Annotated in this window: 29 protein-coding genes; 20 read left to right on the forward strand and 9 right to left on the reverse strand. The window is 32.6% G+C overall.

Annotated features, from left to right (window positions below; genetic code table 11):
- Positions 1-2 precede the first annotated feature (2 nt).
- The 15 genes from QWZ06_RS18730 to QWZ06_RS18800 all read left to right on the forward strand — a co-directional run bounded on the left by QWZ06_RS18730 (position 3) and on the right by QWZ06_RS18800 (position 11,933).
- Positions 3-845 carry a hypothetical protein gene (locus QWZ06_RS18730; RefSeq protein ID WP_290300354.1) on the forward strand — a complete coding sequence of 281 codons (843 nt, stop codon included), beginning with the start codon at positions 3-5 and terminating at the stop codon, positions 843-845.
- 121 nt (positions 846-966) lie between these two features.
- Positions 967-2,193 (forward strand): hypothetical protein, encoded by a 1,227-nt coding sequence (locus QWZ06_RS18735; RefSeq protein WP_290300356.1) that lies wholly within the window; start codon positions 967-969, stop codon positions 2,191-2,193.
- Positions 2,194-2,334: 141 nt separating this feature from the next.
- The gene (locus QWZ06_RS18740; protein ID WP_290300357.1) at positions 2,335-2,901 is read left to right on the forward strand and encodes a hypothetical protein; all 567 of its coding nucleotides are present in this window, start codon (positions 2,335-2,337) and stop codon (positions 2,899-2,901) included.
- A 132-nt stretch (positions 2,902-3,033) separates the two neighbouring features.
- Positions 3,034-3,903, forward strand: coding sequence for a hypothetical protein (locus QWZ06_RS18745; protein ID WP_290300359.1), 870 nt, complete (start codon positions 3,034-3,036; stop codon positions 3,901-3,903).
- Between the two features lie 11 nt (positions 3,904-3,914).
- Positions 3,915-4,142 carry a hypothetical protein gene (locus QWZ06_RS18750; protein ID WP_290300360.1) on the forward strand — a complete coding sequence of 76 codons (228 nt, stop codon included), beginning with the start codon at positions 3,915-3,917 and terminating at the stop codon, positions 4,140-4,142.
- Between the two features lie 97 nt (positions 4,143-4,239).
- Entirely contained in the window at positions 4,240-5,049 is an 810-nt protein-coding gene (locus QWZ06_RS18755) for an SH3 domain-containing protein (protein WP_290300361.1), read from the forward strand.
- 13 nt (positions 5,050-5,062) lie between these two features.
- Positions 5,063-5,578, forward strand: a complete 516-nt coding sequence (locus tag QWZ06_RS18760) for a hypothetical protein (RefSeq protein ID WP_290300362.1) — start codon at positions 5,063-5,065, stop codon at positions 5,576-5,578.
- Positions 5,579-5,710: 132 nt separating this feature from the next.
- A complete protein-coding gene (locus tag QWZ06_RS18765) occupies positions 5,711-6,319 on the forward strand; it encodes a hypothetical protein (RefSeq protein ID WP_290300364.1) in 609 nt (202 codons plus the stop codon).
- Positions 6,320-6,429: 110 nt separating this feature from the next.
- The gene (locus QWZ06_RS18770; RefSeq protein ID WP_290300365.1) at positions 6,430-7,572 is read left to right on the forward strand and encodes a hypothetical protein; all 1,143 of its coding nucleotides are present in this window, start codon (positions 6,430-6,432) and stop codon (positions 7,570-7,572) included.
- Positions 7,573-7,596: 24 nt separating this feature from the next.
- Positions 7,597-8,241, forward strand: a complete 645-nt coding sequence (locus QWZ06_RS18775; protein ID WP_290300367.1) for a hypothetical protein — start codon at positions 7,597-7,599, stop codon at positions 8,239-8,241.
- A 54-nt stretch (positions 8,242-8,295) separates the two neighbouring features.
- Complete coding sequence (locus tag QWZ06_RS18780; protein ID WP_290300369.1) at positions 8,296-9,030, forward strand: SH3 domain-containing protein; 735 nt, start codon at positions 8,296-8,298, stop codon at positions 9,028-9,030.
- Between the two features lie 401 nt (positions 9,031-9,431).
- Positions 9,432-9,947 (forward strand): hypothetical protein, encoded by a 516-nt coding sequence (locus QWZ06_RS18785; protein ID WP_290300370.1) that lies wholly within the window; start codon positions 9,432-9,434, stop codon positions 9,945-9,947.
- Between the two features lie 38 nt (positions 9,948-9,985).
- Positions 9,986-10,465, forward strand: a complete 480-nt coding sequence (locus tag QWZ06_RS18790; RefSeq protein ID WP_290300372.1) for a hypothetical protein — start codon at positions 9,986-9,988, stop codon at positions 10,463-10,465.
- A gap of 14 nt (positions 10,466-10,479) precedes the next feature.
- The gene (locus QWZ06_RS18795) at positions 10,480-10,923 is read left to right on the forward strand and encodes a DUF5991 domain-containing protein (RefSeq protein WP_290300374.1); all 444 of its coding nucleotides are present in this window, start codon (positions 10,480-10,482) and stop codon (positions 10,921-10,923) included.
- A 167-nt stretch (positions 10,924-11,090) separates the two neighbouring features.
- Positions 11,091-11,933, forward strand: coding sequence for a prephenate dehydrogenase (locus QWZ06_RS18800; protein ID WP_290300376.1), 843 nt, complete (start codon positions 11,091-11,093; stop codon positions 11,931-11,933).
- A 146-nt stretch (positions 11,934-12,079) separates the two neighbouring features.
- Here the strand turns inward: QWZ06_RS18800 and QWZ06_RS18805 are convergent, their stop codons facing one another.
- Positions 12,080-12,757 carry a hypothetical protein gene (locus QWZ06_RS18805; protein ID WP_290300378.1) on the reverse strand — a complete coding sequence of 226 codons (678 nt, stop codon included), beginning with the start codon at positions 12,755-12,757 and terminating at the stop codon, positions 12,080-12,082.
- A 168-nt stretch (positions 12,758-12,925) separates the two neighbouring features.
- Between QWZ06_RS18805 and QWZ06_RS18810 the strand changes: the two genes are divergently transcribed.
- From QWZ06_RS18810 to QWZ06_RS18820, 3 genes are read left to right on the forward strand one after another with little or no spacing between them, the layout of a single operon-like run.
- The gene (locus QWZ06_RS18810; RefSeq protein WP_290300380.1) at positions 12,926-13,198 is read left to right on the forward strand and encodes a DUF2089 family protein; all 273 of its coding nucleotides are present in this window, start codon (positions 12,926-12,928) and stop codon (positions 13,196-13,198) included.
- Positions 13,199-13,224: 26 nt separating this feature from the next.
- Positions 13,225-13,806 carry a YIP1 family protein gene (locus QWZ06_RS18815; protein WP_290300381.1) on the forward strand — a complete coding sequence of 194 codons (582 nt, stop codon included), beginning with the start codon at positions 13,225-13,227 and terminating at the stop codon, positions 13,804-13,806.
- A gap of 6 nt (positions 13,807-13,812) precedes the next feature.
- Positions 13,813-15,465: a serine hydrolase domain-containing protein gene (locus QWZ06_RS18820; RefSeq protein ID WP_290300383.1), complete on the forward strand. Its 1,653-nt coding sequence runs from the start codon at positions 13,813-13,815 to the stop codon at positions 15,463-15,465.
- Positions 15,466-15,625: 160 nt separating this feature from the next.
- Here QWZ06_RS18820 and QWZ06_RS18825 read toward each other — a convergent pair whose 3' ends face one another.
- Positions 15,626-17,044, reverse strand: a complete 1,419-nt coding sequence (locus tag QWZ06_RS18825; RefSeq protein ID WP_290300384.1) for an L-serine ammonia-lyase — start codon at positions 17,042-17,044, stop codon at positions 15,626-15,628.
- 185 nt (positions 17,045-17,229) lie between these two features.
- On the opposite strand from QWZ06_RS18825, the gene QWZ06_RS18830 reads away from it, so the two are divergent.
- Entirely contained in the window at positions 17,230-17,808 is a 579-nt protein-coding gene (locus tag QWZ06_RS18830) for a Crp/Fnr family transcriptional regulator (RefSeq protein ID WP_290300385.1), read from the forward strand.
- A 60-nt stretch (positions 17,809-17,868) separates the two neighbouring features.
- Positions 17,869-18,492 carry an FMN-dependent NADH-azoreductase gene (locus QWZ06_RS18835; protein ID WP_290300386.1) on the forward strand — a complete coding sequence of 208 codons (624 nt, stop codon included), beginning with the start codon at positions 17,869-17,871 and terminating at the stop codon, positions 18,490-18,492.
- Positions 18,493-18,542: 50 nt separating this feature from the next.
- Here the strand turns inward: QWZ06_RS18835 and QWZ06_RS18840 are convergent, their stop codons facing one another.
- The 7 genes from QWZ06_RS18840 to QWZ06_RS18870 form a co-directional block, all read right to left on the reverse strand.
- On the reverse strand, positions 18,543-19,886 hold the full coding sequence (locus QWZ06_RS18840) for an ammonium transporter (RefSeq protein ID WP_290300389.1): 1,344 nt from the start codon (positions 19,884-19,886) through the stop codon (positions 18,543-18,545).
- An 81-nt stretch (positions 19,887-19,967) separates the two neighbouring features.
- On the reverse strand, positions 19,968-20,636 hold the full coding sequence (locus QWZ06_RS18845) for an alpha/beta hydrolase (RefSeq protein ID WP_290300391.1): 669 nt from the start codon (positions 20,634-20,636) through the stop codon (positions 19,968-19,970).
- Between the two features lie 234 nt (positions 20,637-20,870).
- The gene (locus QWZ06_RS18850; protein ID WP_290300392.1) at positions 20,871-21,497 is read right to left on the reverse strand and encodes a YceI family protein; all 627 of its coding nucleotides are present in this window, start codon (positions 21,495-21,497) and stop codon (positions 20,871-20,873) included.
- Positions 21,498-21,575: 78 nt separating this feature from the next.
- The gene (locus tag QWZ06_RS18855) at positions 21,576-22,142 is read right to left on the reverse strand and encodes a YceI family protein (RefSeq protein WP_290300394.1); all 567 of its coding nucleotides are present in this window, start codon (positions 22,140-22,142) and stop codon (positions 21,576-21,578) included.
- 143 nt (positions 22,143-22,285) lie between these two features.
- On the reverse strand, positions 22,286-23,335 hold the full coding sequence (locus QWZ06_RS18860) for a glucokinase (RefSeq protein WP_290300396.1): 1,050 nt from the start codon (positions 23,333-23,335) through the stop codon (positions 22,286-22,288).
- A gap of 116 nt (positions 23,336-23,451) precedes the next feature.
- Entirely contained in the window at positions 23,452-24,015 is a 564-nt protein-coding gene (locus tag QWZ06_RS18865) for a hypothetical protein (RefSeq protein WP_290300397.1), read from the reverse strand.
- Between the two features lie 274 nt (positions 24,016-24,289).
- Positions 24,290-25,630: a DUF2268 domain-containing putative Zn-dependent protease gene (locus QWZ06_RS18870; protein ID WP_290300400.1), complete on the reverse strand. Its 1,341-nt coding sequence runs from the start codon at positions 25,628-25,630 to the stop codon at positions 24,290-24,292.
- Positions 25,631-26,178 lie beyond the last annotated feature (548 nt).

A 26,178-nucleotide genomic window follows, 5' to 3' on the forward strand; every position in this document is an offset into this window, starting at 1 on the left:
AAATGAAAAACTTTTTAATCCTAGTACTCTTTATTTCAATTTCATGCTCAAGGGATAAGAAAAAAGATTTATCTAAGACCTTATCCGAAGTTGGCGTATCTCAGGTTCAAAGTAAAATTCCAGATTTTTTGTCAATAGACGAATCATATGTTGGTAAAGAAATCATTCATTCAGCTAGGGAAAAACTTATACAAACATATAAAAAATCATTAGAAAGAGATTTTGAAAGGCCTTATATGTGGGATGCACTTCTACCAGATAATGAAAATCTTATAAAAATTTATACTTATAAAAAATATATTATCAATAACCAAAATTTTAATTCATACTGTGTTAAAATAAAATATGAGGATGCTAGTTATGAAGCTATTTTACTTACAACAGATAATTTAGACACAAATAATAGTGATAATTCTTCAATTATTGTCTATGAAAATCTAATCTCTGAAGAACTTTACAAAAGATATTCAAAAATTGATAATGCTAATATTCTAAATATAGTTTTACAGAAAAATAAAAAGGAATATAACCATTTTCAATACTTAATATCTGAAAATAGGTTTTTAGATTACTTTACAAACGAAGAAAAGCAACTAAACAAAAATTGGGGAGAGCATGAAGATAACACTTATGAATACCAAATAAAAGGGAATATAAAAAATCATTTAAAAAATGGGCATTGGGAAGAAAAAAGATATTCTTTTGAATATAATAAATCTATATGGATGGACGGTGAATATAATAACGGTATTAGAAATAAAGAGTGGAATATTTCTCCAGAAGGGCCAGTTGAAAAAATAGATGTTTATAACAATGGAATTATAGTTAAAACATTTACTCCATAAATATATTTTTAAAAAAACTAAATATTCTTCATCTTATTTTAATAAAATGTAACGTAAAGTTGGAAAGTTTACCAGTGTCGTTAAGAGTTAAAGACAGAATGAAGTAAAAACCAAAACACAAATGAGAAACTTTTTAATCCTAATACTCTTTACTTCAATTTCATGCTCAGATAAACAAAAAAAGGAAACAAATGAAATTATAACAGTATCCCAATGCCTTCAACCTCAGCTTCAGGCAGGTTTCTCAGCAGAAAAAAGTGAAACAGATTATCCTAACTACACATACGGTCAAACAGATCTTGATTGTGCAGTACCAATATTAGAATCAGAATTAATTAAAAAGGGCTACAAATCTCCGTCTAATGAGGAGTTTTCACAAAAAGTACTTGATATTTTCAAAAGAAAGATAGACTATAGCATTGATAGTAAATACGTTTACTTAGATGGCAAAAATTCCTGTAACAAATCAATTGCTTATAATAGAAACACTGACGATGAAATGGAACCAACGTCTTATTATTTAATTAAAAATAATAGATTTATTACTGAACTATTTGCAATTCCAGAAATTATCGATTATTCAACTGCATTTCCAGAAACTAAAAGCTTTGAGGATAAAGTTAACAATATTCAAAATGATGTACATATTACAAAATGGAATGAAGACAAAAATTTATCCCAAAAACGTTTCGAAAATATAAATAAACTAGTAGCCCGGAATAAGTATTTATTCAATAACAGTAAAGCCGATCTTGCATGGCTTTTAGCTAATGACAAAGAATTTCTAAGAAAACTAGTAGTTACTTTTGGTTATGATAAAGAACAAAAAATTAATAAGCAAGTCATAAATGACTTATATAAATCATATACACAATCAGGGCAGATTTGGTATGGAGCAAAATTAGGAGAAGTATTTTTCACCAAGGATTGTCAAGGAAAATTACAAACTCAAGAAGGTTTGTTAAATTATGTTTCTCAAAACACAAACGAGAATGATGATCGATTTATATACGCGTTAAGTAACTACATAGTTTACTTATTTAAAGAAGATAAAGATGGGATATTTTCAGAAGCCCCTTCAAAAAAATTCACACTTGAAGAAAAAGCAAAAATAGTAGCTTACGTAGCAAATATAGAAAGTCCAGCATTTTACAAATACAAACCTTTAAATAGTAATTCTGCATGGCGAAATGCGGGCACTTCGTTGTACAATATTACCGCTGCTCATCCAGAAATATTAAAAATAATAGAAAAAAATAACTACTATGGTTTAACCGCTTTGAAGGAAGTTATAAATAGTACCCAATTTGAAGAAGAAGCACCTATTACAAACCAATCTGGAGAATAACAAGATATTCATTCAATAATATCAAAATGAGGGGTAAGGGCTTATTTTCAAACATTTAAATAGAACAATTCATGTAAAGGATAAACTATTCCATATTTTCAAAAAGCATAATAATAAAAATTAAATTGACACCAACAACACATGATGAAAACCCTTTCCTTACTTTTCGCCTTCATTTTACTTTCTTGTAGTGGACCAGAAAGTAAAATGGAGAGTAGAAAAGAAAACTCTATAAATCATAATTCTTTAAAACCCCAAGATACTTTAATAGCCCGTAAAACTGTTAATAATATTACTGAAAGACCAAATAGTCCTCATAAAATATATAAAAATGAGCTTTTTTCAATTAATTCTGATCGGGATGGTATAATTGAAGTAACACTTAATAAAATAAATAAAAAACTTACTAATACAAAAGTTTTAGAAGGCAATGCAAATTGTCCAGATATTAGTCTTGATAACATTGCATTAAAAAATAATTATTTTACTATCGAAAAATACAATTGTACGGATAAATTTTATCTGAAAGAATACATCACATTCAAATTTGATAAAGACCTTCTTCTGCATAAATATAGTATAGAATTTACCGATAGGCATGATCCGGATAAAAGTATACCTAATAAAAATTATACTTCTAAAGATTTCGGAAATGTTAAGTTTGAAAATGTTGATCGTGAATTTTTAATAAACTTATTAAATAAATAGTGTTAAACATTAACAAATCTAAGTCGGAAAAAAGAATTAAAAATTGAAAACTATATTTTTTGTTGAAAATTAAGATTTTACAGCCCCACATCAAGAGTTAAAGACAGAATGAAGTAAAAACATAAAACACAAATGAAAAACTTATTAATTCTACTAAGCTTTATCATCACTTCATGCTCGGGAAAACAAAAAGAAGAGCTTCTTCTTTTTCCTGGTTCATGGCATTGGAGATCGGAAGACAAAAGTCAAGAATTTACCATTAAAATTCAAAGAATCACTAAAGATTCTTTATTTGCAAAATATTGTGCAGTATATAACAATGGACAAAAACTTGACTGTGATTTTGAACAAAATATCAATATAAAAGCAATTTTCAATAAAGATAAAAATGCTTATGTTGGAGAATTTCATAGTTTTTTCAATTCTGGAAAAGGAACATGTCTTATAAAAATAATAGATAAAAATCTAAATTGGGAAATTATAAAAGCACCCCATGGAGAATATTATGCTCCTACTAAATGTATTTTAAAGAAAGAAAATAAAATTGAATCCAAAAGCAATCCTGAAGCTAAAAAGCCTGAGCAAGTAAACAACAGTATTCCAATATCTACTGTATTACCATTGGATTATAAAAATTTAAGTGACAAAATTAAATTAGAAACTTCCTCTGATAGCAATATCAAAAACTTATTTAAACAAAAGTATCAACTTAATGTAGATGCAATGGCACAACTTCCTTCAAAAGGAAATTTTGATTTGTATATTATCAATAATATGAGTGGAGACAGTGACTTACTGTATCTTATTACATTAAAAGAAGGAAAATTAATCGATGGGCTCGAAGTCGGTAATAGCAATGGTGATAGTGATGAAACAACTGTATTTTCCATTAATGAAAAATATGAAATATCCATTTATTTTGAAAATAATAACAAAAGGAAATTAATTGCATTATATTCTTTAAATGATATGGGAAATTTCAATAAACAGAAAGCTCATTAACCAAAGAAACAATGAAAAGAATTTCTTTACTTTTTATTATCGTTTTACTTTCTTGCAATAAACAAGAAAGTAAAGGTCATTTACGGAATAACAAAGAAATAACCTCTTTAAAAAACGCTCCATATAATATTACAGATGAAGGAGATGGAACAAAATCAAACTATGACGATCTATCTCCTGAATTTATAAAGACAGAAAAAAAAAATATTAGACCAAAGAAAATATCAATTTCCGGATGAACATACTTTCAATCAAAAGGTTGCAGAAGTCTTTTCTATTAATTTAAAAGAATATTCAAATCCTATTATTGCCTTACGCCTTTCAATGTTTCCTGAAGTGGCTATTAGGAAAGATCAATTTATCTTCATTCAGGATGCCAATGCCAATGAACCTGAATTTATAAATCCTGATTTATTATATCACTTTAATTCCTATGTATTTTATAATACACCTGTCTCTTATATCTGGTTACAGTCTAATAGTCCCAATCTTCTCTATGATTTAGTCGTTCATTACGGGTATAATAAAGATAAAAAACTTGTAGAATCAATATTTAAAAAATTTGATTTTAATAGCCTTTCTGAAATGGAAGAATTAATCTTTAGAGACTCTGGTACTCATAAAAAATTAAAAAAACAAATATTTGACGATATAGAAACCATCATCTATAAAGGTAAAGTTGAAGATTTTTCTTATGCAAAAGAGGGAAATGGATATCTTAGATTAGGTGAAATTATCAATACAATTTCAGCTTCACCAAAAGAATATGATCAGCCAGAACAGACAATATCTTATTTATTTGAGCGAGAACTAAGAGTGGGAATCCAAGGTGATATTGAAAATTATCTGAATAAAAATTCACAATATCAATCAAATCTGGAAAAGAACAATTTCTATGATTTACCTACTTTAAAAAAATATGTAAAATATATCTATCAAAAGGAAAGTAATGCCATCTTTACAGTACAGGACGCTGATGGGTATACTAACCTCAGAAAGGATAAGAACTCTTCTTCTCAAATCCTACAAAAAATAAATACGGGTGAACAGATTGATGTATTAGATCAAAGTGGAGACTGGTGGTTAGTCCTATCAAAAGAAGGAAAAAAGGGATATGTTCACAAAAGTAGAATAAAGATTGAATAAATATATTAACACAATGATGAAAAACTTTTTAATCCTAATACTCTTTATTTCAATTTCATGCTCAAGGGATAAGAAAAAAAATGAACACAACGAAATACAAAATATCAGTACTAATCCATCCATAGACAACCGTGGTAAAGAGGTTGATGATAAACATGCTCAATTATCAAAATTAGATCAGCTTATTCAATCAAAAAGTATTACTGACAGCCTTATTTTGAATAAAGAATGTGACTTAAACATGGATACTATTAAAGACAAAATACTTGTTTTTACTCCCCGAAAGGCAGATGAAGAAAATAGTTTTTCAACAATCTATGTTCTAATTTATAAGAAAAATGAGGAATTTACTGAGTATAGCAATAGCAAAATTATAAACTCATACAATCCTAATTCTTACGCCGAAGGATTCCGTGATATAGCCATTAAAAATAATTATTTTACCGTAGAAGAGAATATTTCATCACAACCTATACAAAATAAGTATACCACATTCATTTTTTTGATACAACTCTATTTATTTACATAAATTGGGATTTTCAACAATATATCCTGATGCAGATCAAGATAAGGATGTAGTATATTCCACTAAAGATTTTGGCATGAATACCTTCGAGAATTATAATTCAGAAACAATAAAATACTAATATTTCGAATAAATATGAAAAAAATATATAGTTCATCTGCTTTACTACTGATGATATTAGTGAGTGTTTGTTGTAAAAAAACAGTGGATAATTCATCAAAAAATGCTGGGCACAATAAAAATTATTTTTCTGGAGACTCCATTCTTGCAAGTCCAAATTACTTCAATTCTCTGAAGAACAAAAAAGGAGACTTGATCTTACAACAACAAAATGAAGAATATCTAAAAAAATATACATTATCAGAAAATAATGAGTCCTATTTTCCTTTAAAAGATAATGTTTCCATTAAACTCATAAAAGAAAAACAAGCTGATAGAAGTATAGTAAAAGTAAACCTCTTTACTTACGTCAACAATAAAAAAACAGATTCAATACAATTTTACAGAAATATTTCAGGAGAAGGTTTTGGAAACTACAACTGTCTGTCTTATTTTAATGCAAAGACAAATAAAATCTGGCAAATAAAGTATTTCCCCTTAAATCCTTTAAGAGGAAATTCAGCAGGCATTGTTTCTTACACAGAAAACAGCATAAGTGCTGATGGTGTAATCAAATCTGATTCTCTACATTATCTGGATGAGTCTTTAGATGTTGAAATGGAGAAATATAATCTTTATTATTAAATACCATGATAAGCATATATCAAATATACTTTCATCGAAAGTTAATTAAATGATATGTCTGGAGTAACACAAAGAGTTAAAGACAGAATGAAGTAAAAACCAAAACACAAATGAGAAACTTTTTAATCCTACTCATCTTTATTTCAATTTCATGTTCAAGGGATAAGAAAAAAGATGAACACAATGAAATACAAAATATGAGTACTAATCAAGTAAAAAATATTTTTGATAAACAAGCCTATTTGGAAAATGAAGAAACTGAAGACAACTATACTTTATCGAAAACAGACTTGGATGTACTTTCAGATTTGATTAGTAAAGATTTAAAAAGCAAAGGTTATGAAGAACCATCTAATGAAGTTTTTTCACAAAAAATAAACTCTATTTTTGGTTTGAATAGCAAATGTATCCAGCATGAACAAATTGACACAAGATATATTGTATATCATGGTAATCTTTTAGACGGATCACAAAATACATTAACACATAATTTATTTGAATCCTCTGCTGAAACGGGAAATATATTTTTCGATCAAAAAAATAAATTATTGACCCCTTTTATGTTGTTAAAAAATATTGTCACAATCAATGGACAAAACTATTCTACTCATATTCCTCAAAACATTATAGCTCAAAACAAATACTTGTTCAATAACAGTAAAGCCGACCTAGCGTGGCTATTAGCTAATGACAAAGAATTTTTAAAAACATTACTGGTAACTTTTGGTTATGATAAAGAGGAAAAAATAAATGAATTTACACTCAACGAACTTTATGAAGAATATTCTAAGGAGACACCAGAATCTACTCAAAAAATAGGATATCTTTTATTTGTAAAAAATTGTGATGGTAAACTAAACATTAGAAAAAACGTACTCAAATATATTGAGAAAAGTACTTCTAAAAATAATGACAAATATGTTTCCGCTTTATCAAAATATGTGATTGCTATATTGTATAATGATGATCTCAAATCTCAGTTTTCAGCGGAAGAGAAAGCTGAAATTGTTGCCTATATTTCAAATATTGAAATTCCAGCATTGAATAAATATAAAGGTCAAAGTACAGACTCTTGGAATTCTCAAGCCTCTACTCTTTTCTATGTGCAAAGTACAAATGCATTGAATCATCCTGAAGTATTAGATATCCTTAAAAAACACAATTATTTTGGATTTCCATTTTTGAAAAAATATATTGAAAGTGGAGAATTACAAGAAGAAAACCCTTCTACTCCACAAGATGATGAACAATAAGCTCAATAATTAGAATAAAAGCACATGATGAAATATTATTTAATCTTACTCATCTCTATTTTAGTTTCTTGCTCAGACAAGCAGAAAGAGAAATCTATCTCCTCTCCTGATACATTGCATTTAAGATCGGAAGACAAAAGTGCTCAGTCAACGAAAGTTGAAGAAACAAAACAATCTGAAATTGAAAAAGACACAGGCTATTCAATGATCACTCAAAAGCAAGCCGATATCAACCAAGACGGAAAACCTGATCAAATAACAGTGTATGGTACGGAATGGAATAAAGAAATTAAACCCACAGATTCTAGGCTTTTCAGGGTCGTTGTAATAGTAAGCAATGATAAAAATAAGTTGATAACTTTAACCAATGACAGCATCATCAGACCCTATTATCCTGAAAATGTTGCTGTCGGCTTTTCTGATCTTAAAATTAAAAATAATTACTTTACTATTGAACAATCTAACGGAGGTGGTGGTATTATTGAAACAGGTTTTACGACCTTTAAATATGATAAAACTAAAAAAGGAATTTACCTACACAAATACACAACCTTGACCAGTGAAATGTCGTCTGGAGATGAAAAAGAATATAAAACAGAACTGACTACAAAAGATTTCGGAGTTATTCCGTTCGAGAGCTTCAATGTTAAAACAATCAACTATAAATAGTATCTTTTTAAAATCAAAAAACTCATCATTCAATATTTTAAAAGTACATATTAGATGAAACCCATACTCTCCATTCTCCTTTTCCTAATCAGTATCTCCTACCTTTCACAGAACAAGAAAAATTATGAAGCGAAGATCCATGTATTGCAACAGTCATTTTCCAATAGGAAAGAAAAGGATTTTCTGGATAGCTTTCCAAAGGATTTTATCTCCTTTACATCAATATTTGGATGGGATGATGACTTAGACAAAGCTGAACCTCTTTATCATGATTCCAATGCTTATATTGAATATTGGTTTTCCCTGTTACAAAAACCACAATACAAACATCATGAAGTTTCTATCGTCACCATTTCAAAAAACGGAAAATGGGAAGCGGATGCCGTCAACTATTTTAAAATAAAGAGTATAGAATATATTAAAATCAATAAAAAATTTAGTCTGATTAATGCCTTATCAAAAAAGGATGCAGAACAGGTACTTCCCTTTTTATTGGATTCACCTCATCCTAAGTTTGACAGTCTACTGATCTACAATCTTACCCCTGAAAAACAGAAAATTGCAAAAGAATTTTTATCAAAAAATGCTTATGATAAAAGCTATTACATCCAGGATACTGACGGCTATACCAATCTGAGAAAAGGAAAAAGCACAACATCTCAAACCCTCCAAAAAATAAACACGGGCGAAACTATTGAAGTCTTAGATCAAAATGGAAATTGGTGGCTGGTCATTTCTAAAGAAGGAAAAAAGGGATATGTTCATAAAAGCAGGATACAATCCAGATAAACATGTTTTAGGAAAGCTAACGACTTGATGGAAACATCTTAAACTTAAATTCATGTTATGATCTTTCAGTGAAAAAATCCCCATAAACAGTGAAGACTCTAAACACAATAAAGAGGTATATTCACCCCATGAAAAAGATGATTCCATTTTGTTTTTTACTGCTGATAATGGGATGTACAAAAACAACTGAAACCCATACAAACGAACCCGTACCTCCGGCTACATCTTCCAAAAAAAGGTGGAACATAGCCCTGTGGAGGCAAATCAATCAACGGCAGAACTTCAGGATGATAACATCGATTTTATGGAGAAACCACATTTATCCTTGTCCCTAAAATCGGAACCGAAAAATGGTATACCCAACAAAATAAGTACAGATAGACCTTTGAAAACACGTTCCTATGAAGATAAAAAAAGAGGCACTTTTACTCACCATGTTAAGTGTGATTTCCTGTAACAGATCCGTGGAAAATAAGCCTTTGACACTGAAGGAAAAAATCAATACCCGTGATAGTGTGGCTGTTCAGGGATATTTCCATCAGTTGGCTAATCATCTTATTAAAGATACGATCCGTGGAAGCTGGCATGCAATAAAGACAAATCAATATGAAGTATTCGAAATTAAGTTAGAAAACATTAAAAATAGTGACAGTATAAAAGGAACCTACCAATTTACTACAGAAGGAAAGTCAGAGGAAGGAATAATTTCCGGAGTGATAACGGCTGGAAGTATAATAGCAGAACTTTACACCCCACATCCCAATGCTCATAAAATAAAAGCAAAACTTTCAAACTGGGATAAAAAATACAATACCATGTGGTGGCAGCTACAATCCTCCGAGCAGCCTCCCATTCCTGAGGTATGCCTTTTCTACAGAGATACTCGACACCAACCAAAAGACATATTTCTTAGATAATACTCAATAATTAATTATATAAATAAACTCTTTATACAATGAAAAAGATAAGCTTCATCGCTCTTACCCTATTAATAGTTACAGGCTGTAAAAACGATTCCAAACAAGCCGTACATGAAACAGAACCCATAAAGAAAGACAGTATTGTTGCAAAAGCTCCTGCCGCAGAAAAACCTGTTGAAGAAAGTAAAGAAATTCCTACATTAAAAGAATGTACAGAAAAAACGGTTGAATATGAAACGCAACTGGAATGTATTTTCCCTAAAAGCAAAATGGAAGATATTTACCAGAGAACCATCAAGGAAAAAGAAGTGGAAAAAGCTGAACTTCTCCTTTCAGAACTGCCTAAACAAAGCAGTGAAAAGGAAATTCATCAGGATGGACTGGAAACCATCAGCTACAAAGTATCTCCCCACAAAGTTGAAATTGAATTCAATTTTGCAGGCGGTGTAACCACCCTTGAACTGGAACAGAAAGGAGAAAATGTAAAAAGGACCATCATCCACAGCGCTGATTAGGTAAATTCAATACGATGAAAAAAGCACTTCTTATCCTTACTGCTCTCAGTATCATTTCTTGTAAAAGCCTGCCGGAAGAATCTTCAAAAGATTCCGGAGCTCCCCTTCATAAACAGTGGAAAGGAGACTATTCTATCTCTCATGATTTTGGAAAACTGGACGAAAATGCAGAAATGACATTGGATTATGGTCTCAGTATCACCAAAGACAGCTGTACTTTTTGGGGACTTGGCTACAAAACGTTTTTTACAGACGTTTGCAACATCACTGGAAATGAAAAACAGATTACTGTAAAATACATTAAACAGATTGAAGGTAACCCAATGAGTAACCACGCTCCTACTGACACTTTAGCAGTTGTTTTTCGAAAAGATGGAAAATATTTTCTCCAAAGCAAAGTGGTTCCCAATAAGGATTGGCAGTACAATACCTCAATTCATGTTAAAAAGAAATCATAAAAAGTAATCAACTTTGAAAAATATTTTATAATTTCGCTTTGTGAATTTCAACAACGGAACATATTATTATAGAATTTTTAACTCAGATCTGGGATAGGGATTCTTATGAACATAACTTAAAACCTCGTCCTAGGACGAGGTTTTTTTATTTTAAAAAATTTAAAAAGATGAAAATAAGTATTATTGGAGTAGGACTCATCGGAGGTTCAATGGCTTTGAAATTAAGAGAAAAAAACATCGCCAGCTTCATCTACGGAATCGATAACAGCAAACAACATATCACCGAGGCTTTAGATTTAAAAATAATTGATGCCGAGGCAGATCTGGAACAGGGAGTTAAGGACTCAGACCTCATCATTCTTGCCATTCCTGTAGATGCTGCCAGAAAATTATTGCCAAATGTTCTGGATCTTGTTTCAGATCATCAGACGGTTATGGATGCTGGCTCTACTAAAGGAGGAATTGTAGGTGCGGTTAAAAACCATCCAAAACGTTCAAGATTTGTAGCCTTTCACCCCATGTGGGGTACTGAAAACAATGGGCCGAAATCTGCCATTGCGGAAAGTTTCTCTGGCAAAGCCGGAGTGATCTGCAACAAAGAAGAATCTGCAGAAGATGCATTGAATGTCGTTGAAAATATCGTGAGTGCTCTTGAGATGCATACCATCTATATGAATGCAGAAGATCATGATATCCATACAGCCTACATTTCCCACATCTCTCACATTACCTCCTATGCCCTTGCTAATACCGTTCTGGAAAAGGAACGTGAAGAAGAAACCATCTTCCAGCTTGCCAGTTCCGGATTCTCCAGTACAGTGCGTCTGGCAAAATCCCATCCTGAAATGTGGGTTCCGATCTTTAAACAAAACAAGGAAAATGTATTGGATGTACTGAATGAACATATTACTCAGCTCAGAAAATTCAAATCGGCTTTAGAAAAAGAAAACTATGAATACCTGGAAGAGCTGATTACCAATGCTAATAGGATCAGAGGAATTTTAAGATAAAAAGATTGTATCAGTTTTGTTTTAAAAACATGAGATATTCAAGAGCAAAAGCCATAAAACCTTAGTCGTAAAGTTTTATGGCTTTTGTTATTTAGAACTCTCTAGAAAGCAGCCTTCATGATGATAAAAGTTCATTCTTTCCTGTTTTAAAATTTCATCATCATTCCAAAACCATTTCTGTCATTAAGCACATAATAATCAGGTTTAAACTTTCTGGCATCAGCAGTACTGTAATCATTGATCGCATTTTTCATTTGTGAATGTCCCACCAATTTAAGCACCACACCAGCACCAGCACCTATCAGTCCAATAATAAGTGGAACAGAAGAACCACTGTTTTCTCCATTTTTCAATCCGCTAGTCGTATCCGTGTCCGACTTTGATAGATTCAATATTCCTCCAATCACAAAACAAGCTGCACCACCTGCAACAAGAGCTGTTCCAATGTTATTTACAGTTCTTCCTTTACTATATTGTGTATTATTGGTTTGAATCAGGTACTCTTTAATCTCTTTTTTAGAAGTCAGTTTAGGAGCTTCAGTATTTTTAACAGCCCCGGCAAGGTTTTCTTCAGATACATTTCCTATGACAGCCTTCCCATCTTCCTGGATTCCTTTTATAGAATTGTCATAAAGAAACTCCTCTGCTCCATTCTGAACATTGGTATAGGTTACTTTTCCCTTGCTATAAGCTAATTTAGTATACAATATCCTCTGATTATCCTGGGTAATAATGATCCCTTTTGCTGAAGATTCCGGAATGTTGATCTGCGAATATGCAGCCAAAGAAGATACCACAAACAGAAGTGTTAAGACTTTTCTCATGTTAAATAGTTTTCGGCAAAAGTATTTGATTTTGTTCTAATAGCCAACGCTCTTATCCATCTTAGCAATAATTTAATATACAATTTATTTCATTTAATTTTTAATAAAATTAAAAATTATTTTAACTTTATTAAAAAAAGTATTACTTTAGTAAAAAAAATAAATTCAATGAAGTTACCAATAGTTTGTCCAAGCTGTGATAGCACTCTTAATGTAAGCCAGATGAAATGCCCAAGTTGTAAAACTGAGGTAAGTGGAGATTATGAACTTCCTGTTCTTCTTAAGCTCAATCGTGATGAGCAGGAATTTGTACTCAATTTTTTCCTGTCTAGTGGAAGCATTAAAGAAATGGCAAAACAAGCAGGTCTCTCCTATCCAACCATGAGAAATAAAATGGATGATCTGATCACAAAGGTGGAACAATTGAAAAGCGAACTATAAATAATAACCTGTAAACTCAATGCATAATGAACTGGAAAACCATTTTTAATCCGTTTGAAAGATTTGATGAAAAACTACTTCTCCTTATCGGAGTTCTGGCAGTCATTCTCTCCATTATTGCTGGATATGCTACAGGCAGTACTTTCACCAGTATATACAGAATCAGCTCTGTGGAAAATGCGTCATTTCATACCATTGTAATCTCTACCTTATTAAGCTTTATAACAGCTATCGCGGTTCTTTTTATTTTAGGCAAAACTCTAAATAGTAAAACAAGAATCATTGATATTGTCAATACCGTCTTAATCTCTCAAATTGTACTCATCCTTTTCCAATGCCTCGGAAAAATATCATCCATTAAGCTGGCTGGAAAAAATGTCATCAAGTACCAGTCTGATCCTTCAGGAGTATTTCCCTTTCTGGATTTTATGATTATGATTTGCATGATGGTTCTTTCCATTACCACATTGATCTATAGCATTACTCTTTTTTATAATGGATTTAAAACAGCAACCAATATTAAAAAATGGCAGCATATTGTACTCTTTTGTATTGTTTCATTGATCAGCACTTTAGCCTGCCAAATTCTCATTAATAAAATCATTTAAAATACTATGAAAATCAAACTATTATTCGTGCTGGCATGCCTGGCACAGCTTTGTCACGCCCAAATTGAAGGAACCTGGAATGGTGAATTAGACACTCAGTCCATGAAATTGCCTGTTATTTTTAAAATATCAAAAAATACAAAAGGGTATACGACTACCTTAATAAGCCCCAAACAGAGTCCTAAAGAAATCCCTACAGATAAAACAGATTTCAGTAATAATGAACTCAGCCTGGAAATAGAAAGCATCAATGCAGGATATAAAGGGATCTATAAAACAGATCATTTTGAAGGAAATTTTATTCAGAATGGCAAAAATATGGTACTTAACCTTTACAGAGAAAGCAAACCTGAGAGTACTGATATTCCTTATCTCAACGGAAAAGCCATCAATACACAAAAGATTGATGATTTCTTAAACTATATGGTTCAGAATAACAAAGAAATCGGAAGTATAGCCATCTTCAGAAACGGCGTGTCCATTTATAAAAGAAACTTTGGCCAGAATCTTCTGCCCGCAAACACAACTTACGATCAAAACACAGGTTATCAGATAGGTTCTATCAGTAAATTGATAACAGCTGTAATGCTTTTACAGCTTATAGAAAAGGGAAAACTAAATCTTGCCGATCCTCTTTCCAAATTCTATCCTGAAATTCCCAATGCTAAAAACATCACCATTCAAACCATGCTGAACCATACCAGCGGATTGGGAGATTATGTAGGCGAATCTATAAAAGACAACTGGCTTCTTGGAAAAGCCGTAGGTGATAAAGCCATTATCGAAGTTATCAAAAAAGAGGGTGTAAAATCTAAGCCTGGAGAAAAATTCAGATATTCTAACTCAGCTTATTTTCTATTAAGCAGAATACTGGAAAAGATCCATAACAAGCCCTATAATGAAATTTTAAAGGAAAATATTTTGGAAAAAGCCTCAATGCCGAACACCTTTTCTGTACTTGATAATCCAAAGAATATTTTTAAATCATATGAATTTAAAAAGGATACCTGGACAGAAGTAAAAGATTTTGATTTTCATAATTGTATCGGTTTGGGAGATATCACCTCTACCCCTGAAGACCTGAATAACTTTATTAATGCGTTATTCGACGGTACATTTATAAAGAAAGAAACGGTTGACATGATGATTTCCAATCCGAAAGAAAAACTATTTGGGTTGGGAATTATCAAAATGCCATTTTACAATATCTTATCCTACGGGCATGGAGGTACCACAACAGGAAGCCATTCTATAGTATCCTTTGAGCCTACAGAACAGTTATCCTATGCAGTAACCATCAACGGAAAGAATTTCTCTCAAAACAGCTTCTATATCGGTATTATGAATCTGATATACGGAAGAGATTATCAATATCCGGTATTTAATAACGCTAAAATTCCTGTTGCTGATCTTGAAAAATATGTAGGTGATTATACCTCAAAAGATATTAGTCTAGGATTAAAGATATTGATTAAAGATGATGCTTTATATGCTCAGGGCAACAGCCAACCGGAATTTCCACTCACTGCAGTAGAAAAAGATCAGTTCACCTTTGAAAAAGCAGGTCTAAAAATATCTTTCATGCCTGACAATAAAGAGCTTAAATTGACACAAGGCGGAAAAACCTATTTATTCAATAAGAAGATTTCTACCCAATAGTTCCTCACTGATATCACAGTGGAAAATGTAATTATTCCTGGTGGCAAAAATTCTTAGAATTTTTGAGGGGCAATTCCACCACACTACAAAATAACATCCAAAAACAAAAAATCCTTAGACAATAATCTAAGGATTTTTATATGGTAAATATTATTTTAAACTAGCATTCCGGAACATTCACCGCAATAGCCAAGCCTCCTTCAGAAGTTTCTTTAAAGCGGTCGCTCATAGAAAGAGCCGTTTCCCACATGGTTTGAATGACTTCATCCAAAGTCACTTTTGCTTTGGTAGGATCACTTTCCAATGCGATATTGGCTGCTGTGATAGCCTTCATTGCTCCCATTGTATTTCTTTCAATACATGGAATCTGCACAAGTCCTCTGATAGGATCACAAGTTAAGCCAAGGTGATGCTCCATAGCAATTTCTGCTGCCATTAAAACCTGTCCTACACTTCCACCTAAGATTTCAGTAAGTCCTGCAGCTGCCATCGCAGATGAAACCCCTATTTCAGCCTGACAACCTCCCATTGCTGCAGAGATCGTAGCATTTTTCTTAAATAGGGTTCCGATTTCTCCCGCAACTAATAAGAAACGGATAATATCATCATCACTGATAGAGTCTGTAAAAGCCTGAGAATACATCAGAACAGCCGGAATTACACCACTTGCTCCATTGGTAGGTGCTGTAATAATTCTTCCAAAGCTGGCGTTCTCTTCATTCACGGCCAATGCAAAGCAGGCAATCCATTTATTGATATTGGTAAAGTTTTCTTCGGCATCAACAACCTGCTGAAACCATTCATCTTTATTTTTATAGATTTTATCTCCTAGTAATTTTCTATTAATTCCGGCTGCTCTTCTGGTTACATTTAATCCACCGGGAAGAATACCTTCTTTATTTACACCTTTGTAAATACATTCTTTGATTTGCTGCCAGATATAAAGCGCTTCTTGTCTTGTCTCTTCCTGAGTTCTCCAGCTTTCTTCATTAATAAAAATAAGATCAGAAACCTTACTAAGTCCTAGTTTCTCACAGTATTTTGCAATATCTGAAGCTTTATGACAAGGGTATATCGTACGTACACATTGTTTTTGAATGGAATTTTTTTCCTGGCTGGCAATAAAACCGCCGCCTACAGAATAGAAATCCTGAACAAGCTCTGTTCCATCTTCAAAAACCGCTCTGAAGATCATTCCATTCGGATGGAAATCAAGAGATTTCTTCATATTAAGAATCAAATGATGCCCATAAATAAACGGAATTACCTTCTCACCACCCAGAGTAATGGTTTGAGTACTTTTTATATAATCTATTTTCTGGTCAATTTTTGTAGTATCAATCGTTTTATAATCTTCACCGTTCAGACCCAGCATTCCTGCGATATCTGTTCCGTGGCCGATTCCCGTTTTGGCCAATGAGCCAAAAAATTCAAGAAAAACTTCTTTAACTTCTTCTATTGATCTTTCTCTTTTTATAATTCTGATAAATGCAGATGCAGCATTCCATGGCCCCATCGTATGCGAACTGGACGGGCCTATCCCTACTTTAATAATCTCAAAAACCGATATTGATTCCATAAATGATTCTTCATTTTCCTCAAAGCAAAGATACAGGATAAATCTTATAATAAGCATAGTAAAATCTCACAATTAATAGCCCTTCATCATGAATATAATAAATGGTTAACCTGTATTTTTGTAAATTAGCCAATATCTTTTATCTGTTTCATCTCCATAACCAAATTCCCTTTAAATTATTTTGAATGGAAACATTAATTAAGAGCATTACACAGCATGTTCCGCTTACTCCGGAAGAGATTTCCCTTTGTAAGAGTTACTGGACAGAGAGAACGTTGGAAAAAGGGGATTTCCTTTTAAGAAACGGAGAAATCTGCCGACACGACAGCTATATTGTTTCAGGCATTTTAAAGGCTTTTTGCATCAATACTGAAAATGGAAATGAAGAGATACTCTTTTTAGCTATTGACCATTGGTGGGCTACCGATATCTCCAGTTTTTCTAAACAGAAAGCATCTATTTATAATATACAGGCTATTGAAAAGACAACTCTTCTGCAGATCAATCAGTCCTCCTTTCAAAAAATGCTGGAAAAAATTCCCTCTTTGGAAAAATACTTCAGAATCATTTTAGAAGGTTACTTAGGAACTCTTGAGAAGAGAATTGTTTTTAACCACATGCTTAAGGCGGAACAGAGATATTATGATTTTCTGGAAACCTATCCGGATATCGCCTCCAGAGTTCCACAATATTTAATAGCATCCTATTTAGGAGTATCTGCGGAATTTATAAGCAGGATCAGGAAAAAAAATAAATCCTCTTGAACTAGATCAATTTTTCTCTAATGATTAATCAGGAATTTTGTTGTTATAAAATCATAACAAATGAAAATACTGATTATCAATGCTAGCGTAAGAAGCGAAAAATCTTACAGCAGAAAACTAACCCAGCTTTTTGTTGAAAACCGGAAAACCAAATATCCTTCCGATATATTCACTTACAGGGAAACTGGAATTGACACCATCCCCAATATTGATGAACATTGGATTGCCGGAGCCTTTAAAAAACCATCAGACAGAACAGAAGAAAACAGAAAAGCTTTACAACTAAGTGATGAACTGGTAAAGGAGCTTAAAGAACATGATATGTATGTTATTGGCGCCCCAATGTACAATTGGTCTATTCCTGGAGGATTAAAAGCCTATATTGATCAGGTCATGAGAATTAATGAAACCTGGAAATTCAGATCCGGCATTCCTGATGGTGATTATGTAGGGCTTCTTGAAAACAAAAAAGCATTTATATTATCAAGTCGTGGCGACACCGGATATGGCGAAAATGAAAAAAACGGACATATTAATTTTCAGACGACTTATCTAAAACATATCTTAGGAATCATGGGAGTTACAGATACGACTGTCTTTTCACTGGATAACGAAGAATTTGGTGGTGAGATCTTTGAAAACTCAAAAAATGAGATCTTCAATACAATTCATTCTATCACATAATATGATATTTTTCAATTAGAGCCTTCTGAAAAGGCTCTATTTTTTATTCATCAATTAAAGCGCTCCTGATGTTGGGAAAGATCAAGTCCCATATTTTCAGATTCCTCCGAAACTCTTAATGTAATGATCGCATTGGTAAGTTTATACAACAACAAAGATCCTAGAAAAGTAAACGCAGACACCAGAAATAATGCAGCCAAATGATGAAGGAATACCTCAACGCCACCATGAAGAAGACTTGCTTTTTCACCATGAGCAAAAATGGCCGTCAAAATCATACCCATAATCCCTCCTACTCCATGGCAGGCAAAAACATCCAAAGTATCATCTATCTTATTTAAAGCTTTCCAATTCACCATCAGATTAGAAACAATCGCAGAAATAAACCCAATGAAAAGGCTCTCCTGAATACTTACAAATCCACATCCGGGGGTAATGGCCACAAGCCCTACCACCGCACCAATACAAGCTCCCAAAGCAGATATACTCCTCCCGTTGATCCTATCAAAAAATATCCAGGTCATCATGGCAGAAGCAGAAGCAATGGTGGTAGTTCCAAAAGCAGTTGCTGCAGAAGCAGAAGCACTTAAAGCAGATCCGGCATTAAACCCAAACCATCCAAACCACAGCATTCCTGTACCCAAAAGCACATAGGGAATATTAGAGGGTTCATGATGTGGATTTTTTCGTTTTCCCAATACCAAAGCTCCAGCAAGTGCTGCAAAGCCTGCACTCATGTGTACTACAGTTCCACCGGCAAAATCTTTCACTCCAAAATACTTATTTAGAAGGCCGTCAGGATGCCATACCATGTGACAAAGCGGAGTATAAATACAGATACTGAACAGAACAATGAATAAAAGATAAGAAATGAAACGAACCCTCTCTGCAAAAGATCCGGTAATAATCGCAGGAGTAATAACGGCAAATTTCATCTGGAATAAAGCAAACAAAATAAAAGGAATAGTGGGAGCCATCATGCTATGCGGCAGATTTCTTACTCCATTAAAAAAAGGATAGCTTAAAGGATTTCCAATAATTCCATAATGTTTCCCGGCAATAGTAATTCCCAAAGATTCACCAAAGGATAATGAAAAACCAACCACCACCCAAACCATAGAAATAACACCTAAAGCAATAAAACTCTGTAACATGGTAGAAATTACATTCTTTCTGCCTACCATTCCTCCATAAAAAAAAGATAATCCTGGAGTCATCAGCAATACAAGTCCTGCGGCAGCCAAAATCCAAGCTACATCAGCTCCTACAATTTTATCTTCAGTTAAAAATACTCCCTTATCAGCAATATCTGTAACCGGATTCCAGAACAAACCTCCAATAGCCACCAATGCAATAAGAGCGAATGAAACGATCCATTTTAATCCTATTTTCATGAAATTTATATTTAACCCCATTAAAATTACATATAAATATCATAAAAAAGCCATTTATTCATCAATAACCCCCATTAAAAACTATTCATCTAATAACATTATTGTTTTTTCACTGAATATTTCATTTAAAATTTTAGAAACCTCTTTGGCTTTAGTAGCCGGAAACAAATGGGTTCCGCCTTTAATTATATAGTCAGGTTTTGAATTCCGGATGGGAAAAACAATATCCTTATCTCCCAAAATCTGAATCACTTTTGTATTTTCTTCAAACTTCCATTCAGCCACTTTTTCTACAGACCATTTCAGATAATATGGGTCTTTTACTCTGAAATACTGAAGAAGCCTTGGATTTTTAGGATCAAACAATTTTCTGAGTACCGCATATACATTGGCAGCCTTAGCATTGAATAGTCCAACAGGCAGTATTCGTGGGATTTTAGTAACCTCTCCCGTCTTGATAAATCTGGATTTTTCTTTATCAGATTTAATGCTTCCCAGAATTACTACTTTTTCAGCTGGTTTCAGACGATTGATCTCTTGCACCATAATTCCTCCAAAAGAATATCCTAACAGACAAAATGGCTCCGAGGCATCAACTTTCTCCGCCATTCTTTCAACATAGCTATGAAAAGGTTCATTTTTTTGTGGAATGAGCCAGTCTATAAAAATTAGTTCATAATCTTTGGGAAACTGTAATCTTTCAAGTACCTTAAAGTCTGCTCCAAGACCGCTTACAATGTAAATTTTCATACTACTAATTTATAAAAAATGCGGAAAAATCACGATTTAGATTTTAAAAATTTGAATGACGGATATTCCCTTATTTTAAAACCATTTTTGAAAACAAATTTAGGTATACACTGTACCTTTAAACAATGTGTAGATATTTTCAAAATAATAAAAGAGCTTAATCTATACTTTCCCCAATCGCCCACAAAAAAAGCAGCTCCTAAGAACTGCTATTTTTATCAACATTATTTAATTTTATTTCTTCTTTACAGGAACTTTATTTTCATTATCCAGCTTTTCAGTAGACACTTTAAACTGAATATCCATTTCGTTCTTGATGAAGTAATCTTTCAGAGAAGATTGGTAGAATACTTTAAAGTCTCTTCTGTTTAAAGAGAACTTCGCAGATTCAATTACTGTAGTAAACTGAGTAACGTATACGTTTGCAGGGAAAGTAATCGTTTTTCTCACTCCTTTAAGGGTAAGATCTCCATATACGGTAGAGTTATACTCACTGTTTGCTAAAGGAATAATCTTAGTCAAATGGAATTTAGCAACCGGGAATTTCTTCACTTCAAAGAAGTTCGTACTTTTCAGGTCATTGGTAAGTTTGATCTGATCCTCATCAGAAACATCACCCGCCATCATACTTCTCATATCGATGATGAACTCACCATCCACCAATACTGTATGATCGAAGTTGAATTTTCCACTTTTTAATTTTATCGTTCCTGAATGGGAGGAAGCCTCAGTTTTTACAACCTTATATCCCCACCACCTGATCTCTGATGAAGTCACTTTCGAAACCTTATCAAATTTTCTTTGGGCAGAAACAAATGATATGCTTGCGCACACCATAGCAAACAATAGTAATCTTTTCATTCTTTTTTATTTACAATTCAACAAAAATAAAAAAAAGTGTAGAACTTCTACACTTTTAATAATCTTTTTTTGATTAATTTATTGAGCAGTTACCTTTACTACCATATCGATATCATCTTTCACAAAAACATCCTGCATTGTAGATTTATAAGCAACATCAAATTTCTGTCTGTCGAAAGAGAATTTATTAGATACTAAACTTACGACTCCTTTGCTGTAAGAAATTTTAGCTGGGAAAGTAACCGCATTTGTTTTTCCTTTCAAAGTAAGGTTTCCAGTTACTAAAGAGTTGTAAACTTTATCATTGTTTTTCTTTACACCAGTAATTTTGAAAGCAGCAGTAGGGAATTTTTCAACTTCAAAGAAGTCACCATTCTTAAGGTGTCCGTTTAATTTTTGCTGATATTCTCCTGTAAGGTCAGTAGCGTTGATAGAAGTCATATCCAACACGAAGCTTCCTCCTACAAGCTGGTTCCCTTTCATTACCATATCACCTGATTTTACTTTCACAGTTCCATCATGAGAACTTGCTTCAGATTTCGCAACTTTATATCCCCACCAGTGAACATCAGATGCTACTACTTTTTTAGATTGTCCAAATGCCAAACCACCAGCTAATACTGCTAATAAAAATATTTTTTTCATTGTTTAGAATTATTTTAATTAAGTTTAGCACAAAGGTAGCCATCTTATTTGATAGATTTCATTGATGTATATCAAGATTCTCAATTATTTTTATGAATAATATCAGCCCATAAAAAAACTCCGAATTTCTTCGGAGCTCTCTTTTATTCTTGATAGTAGGCCGTATAAAGTGCCATACCCTTTAATGCTGTGTGATTTTGCTTGACCAGATAGATTGGAATATTCTTAAGCATTCCCTCCATTTTATCACTGATCTTGAATTTTTCGTAGAATTTATCTTTATCTATATATTCTCTTACCATCTGCGGAATATCTCCTGCAATTAGTAATCCTCCTATCGCTTTTACCTTTAATGTCAAGTTATTGGCTTCTCTTGCCAGGAACTCAAGGAAAGTATCCAAAGCAATTCTGCAGATCAATACATTATCTTCTACTGCAGCCTTGTAAAGTTCTTCAACAAAATTACCATTAGTAAGACGTTCTCCTAGCCATTCAGGCTCCGGGTGTCTTTTTACATCTCTTAAGAAACGGTAAATATTAAATAATCCTGATTTGGATAGTACATTTTCCCAGCTTACAATCCCATAGATATTATTAAGGAACTGATAGAACTCAACTTCTACATTTGTTCTTGGTGAAAATTCAGAATGCCCGCCTTCTGTTGCGAAAGGTCTTAAGTTTTTCCCGTCAAAGAAATATCCGGCTTCTCCTAGTCCATTTCCTGGAGCAAGGATTGCTACATTTCCTTTTTCAAGATGACCACTGGTATAAATAGCTTCAAGATCATCATCTTCAAGAAGAGCCATTCCATAAGCTGAAGCCTCTAGGTCATTTAGCATTTCTACTTTTTCAAACCCGAAATCTCTTTTATATTCTTCAACATCTAAGTTCCAGCCCAATCTTGCAGGACTACTCTTTCCGTCAATTACAGGGCCTGGCACTGCCATTCCCAGACGTTTTACATTTTCCAGTTGATTATCCTGAATAAACTTCTTTAAGATATCGTTAAAGGAAGCATACTCTTTAGTAGCATATGTATTTTGTAATTTAATCTCAAGACCTCCGTTACCGGAAACAAAATAGCCTAAGATTGTCATATCTTCACGGAGGCTTGCCCCAATGATAGAAACATTATCATTATTACTGTTCTCTACTCCTGGTAAATAAAGTGGAAATTTTGGATTCAGAATCATAACCTCAAATTTTACCAAATATAATAATTGTTTTCGTAAATCCTGCACAGAACCAAAAAACCTTTCCACTTTCGTGAAAAGGTTTTGGTTAATAATTGTTTATATATTAAATCTAACTACTTTCCTAATGGAATATTATAACCGAACCCTACTCCGATATTCCCCACATTATAGTCCTGACCAGCTAAATCTCCTTTAGTTCCTACAAAAACCTTCTGGTATTGTACGAAGAAGTTCCAGTCTCTGTTGTGGTATCCGATCTCAGGCTTAAGGTAGAAACCACCGTTTGCTCTTTCAACATTCGTGTTAGAAGCTACAGTTTTGTCCCCAACTAAAAATCCGTACCCTAAGTCAGCTCCGAAATAGAAACCTGTTTGTTTAGGATAAATTCTTACTAAAGCAGCTACAGGAACTACCCCTACATCATTATTTTTATAACCGTTGTTATCTTTACCAAAATAGTGAGTATATCCTGTTGCGATACCTAGTCCAAATCCAGGAGTGATCAGGTTTTGATAAGCCACATCCACTCCTACTGCAGCAGAAAGGTTATCTGCGGGAACTGCTAAACCAACATTTGCGCCCACTTTGATCATGTTATTCATTTTTGAACTTTGTGCGCTTGCTATACCTGCTGTTAAAATCCCAGCTAGCAAAATTGCTTGTTTAAACATTTTCATAACTCTAATTTTTAAATTTTACTAAACAAGAGGATGTAAAAATCGTGCCAAGGAAGGCTATAGCTTTAATTTTAACACTCAAACAAGCCATAAAACAATGAATATCAATATCTTATTTTTAACAAAATTTAAATGTTTGTTTAACAAAAATTATAAAAAAAGTATCTTAAAAAGTGAATTAAGAGATAAAAAAATTTAGAAAGAGTCATGGAAATGTAAATTCTTTAATTTACACTTCTGCTCTCCAATTTAATGATATGCCTCAAGCAAAATTTTATCGGAATTTTAGATCATATTTACTTTTATCTAAAAATAGTAGAGGATTATCCATTTCTATCATTTCTTCTATCGCTTTTTCTTTGTCAAAAGCATTTTTATAATAGGCTTCAGCGATCTTATACCCTATTCTATATCCCAAATCTCCTGGTCTGTCTTTACTACTGGCAGCATTAAATAACCAATTTTGCAGATTGGTTGTACATAGTTCATTCTTCATTTCCATCCATAATTGCTTTTCGTTGGTATTGGCATAAAGAGCAGCTCTGCTTTTAACTTCCTCTGTTCGGTTCATCATCAGTTTTTCCGAAATATAGCTCGCAACGCCCTCTTTTATTACACTCTCTAATAAGCTACATTTGCAGGCATCTTTACGTATAGGCACCTGCTGCGTATGAATATATTCGTGGACAACGGTTTCTTTTACATAATCAATTACATCATTCTGATTGGAACGGGAAACAATATCGGCTTTTAAATTTTCATTTGTTATTTCAGAAATATCACTGTTCTTATCTCCGGCAAACATTTCAACCCCAATTAACAGATAGTGACCTGATATGGTTCCCCCTGTAGATACTGGTCCGATAGTAAAAGCTATTTTGGCCGGTTTACTCTTGGCATATAATCTGGTAAAATCAGAAATAATAGAGTTAAATTTTTCTGATTTTGAAAGGCTTACCGTATTACCTCTGATGCTCTCATAGTATTTCTTATATTTTTTGATTCTTTCGACAAAAAACTCAGCGGAGAAGTATCTTACTTTCTGAAATTCCTTTAATCCATTAGTACCACGATCCAAATAATATTTCTGAATGATGTCAACACTGTCTTGATTAGACTTGCTGTATTTCAATTTATCATAAGCTTCCCAAAAATGCTGAATATCAATTGTTGTTATATCTTTTAAATTTTCTGTTTTTACTTCTTCAGACTTCTTGGTTCGCCATTCAATATCCGATTTGCCTAGTGTTCTTATATTTATTTTTACAATTCCATTGGAAACCAATTTTGGAGAAACTGACTTAATATTAATTCTATATTCTTCATTTTTTTCCGGAGTATATTCCAATTTATCATATCCTTTATTTCCATCAGCAACGTCTGTTGAGGCAATCTTTTGATTGTCGGAATTGTACAGATTTATTTCAATATCAATATTTTCCTGGTACACTTTTATGATGTAAGTTTTCCCTTTTTCAAAAGGAAGAGTATAATTAAGATCTTCTTTACCGTCGAATGCAATGATTTGATCATTCAATTTGAATGTATTTTTCTGCCCGAATAACAAGGAGGGAAGAGCAAAAAAAATCAAAAATAATACAATCAGTTTATTCATATTCTTTTTATCATAAGACAATTGAAGAGATCATCTTATTACAAAAAACACAGCAAAAAAATAATTTATTATAAAATAAGAATATCAACTCTGCATTTTTGACAAAATTCAAATGGTTGTTTAACAATTTTTATAAAAAACTGAATTTAAAATATGAAAGAAGATAAAAAATAGAATAATTCAGCTTATTGATATAAAGGAAATTTAAATATTGTAAACGCTAAGACTCTAAGATTTTATTAGGATTACGTATATTTTATGGCGCAAGAAAATCAAAGATTTTCAGCAAATGAACAGTTTTATTTTTTGCCACGGATACACGAATAACCTTATTCTATGCGACTATGTGGTTTTAAAAATACTTTAACTTTAACCACATCGTAACATAGAATTTATTTGTAAATAAAATAATTCGTGCATCCGTGGCGATTAAAAAACAATTTCAAATATCTGCGTAATCAGCAATATCTGAGAGAGATTCTCACCATAATCAATTGTATTGAAGATAAAATCCTAACACCTTGGTGTTTCCCAATAATCCTATTATG

The sequence above is a fragment of the Chryseobacterium tructae genome (genome assembly GCF_030409875.1).
GTDB classification, from domain to species: Bacteria; Bacteroidota; Bacteroidia; order Flavobacteriales; family Weeksellaceae; genus Chryseobacterium; species Chryseobacterium tructae.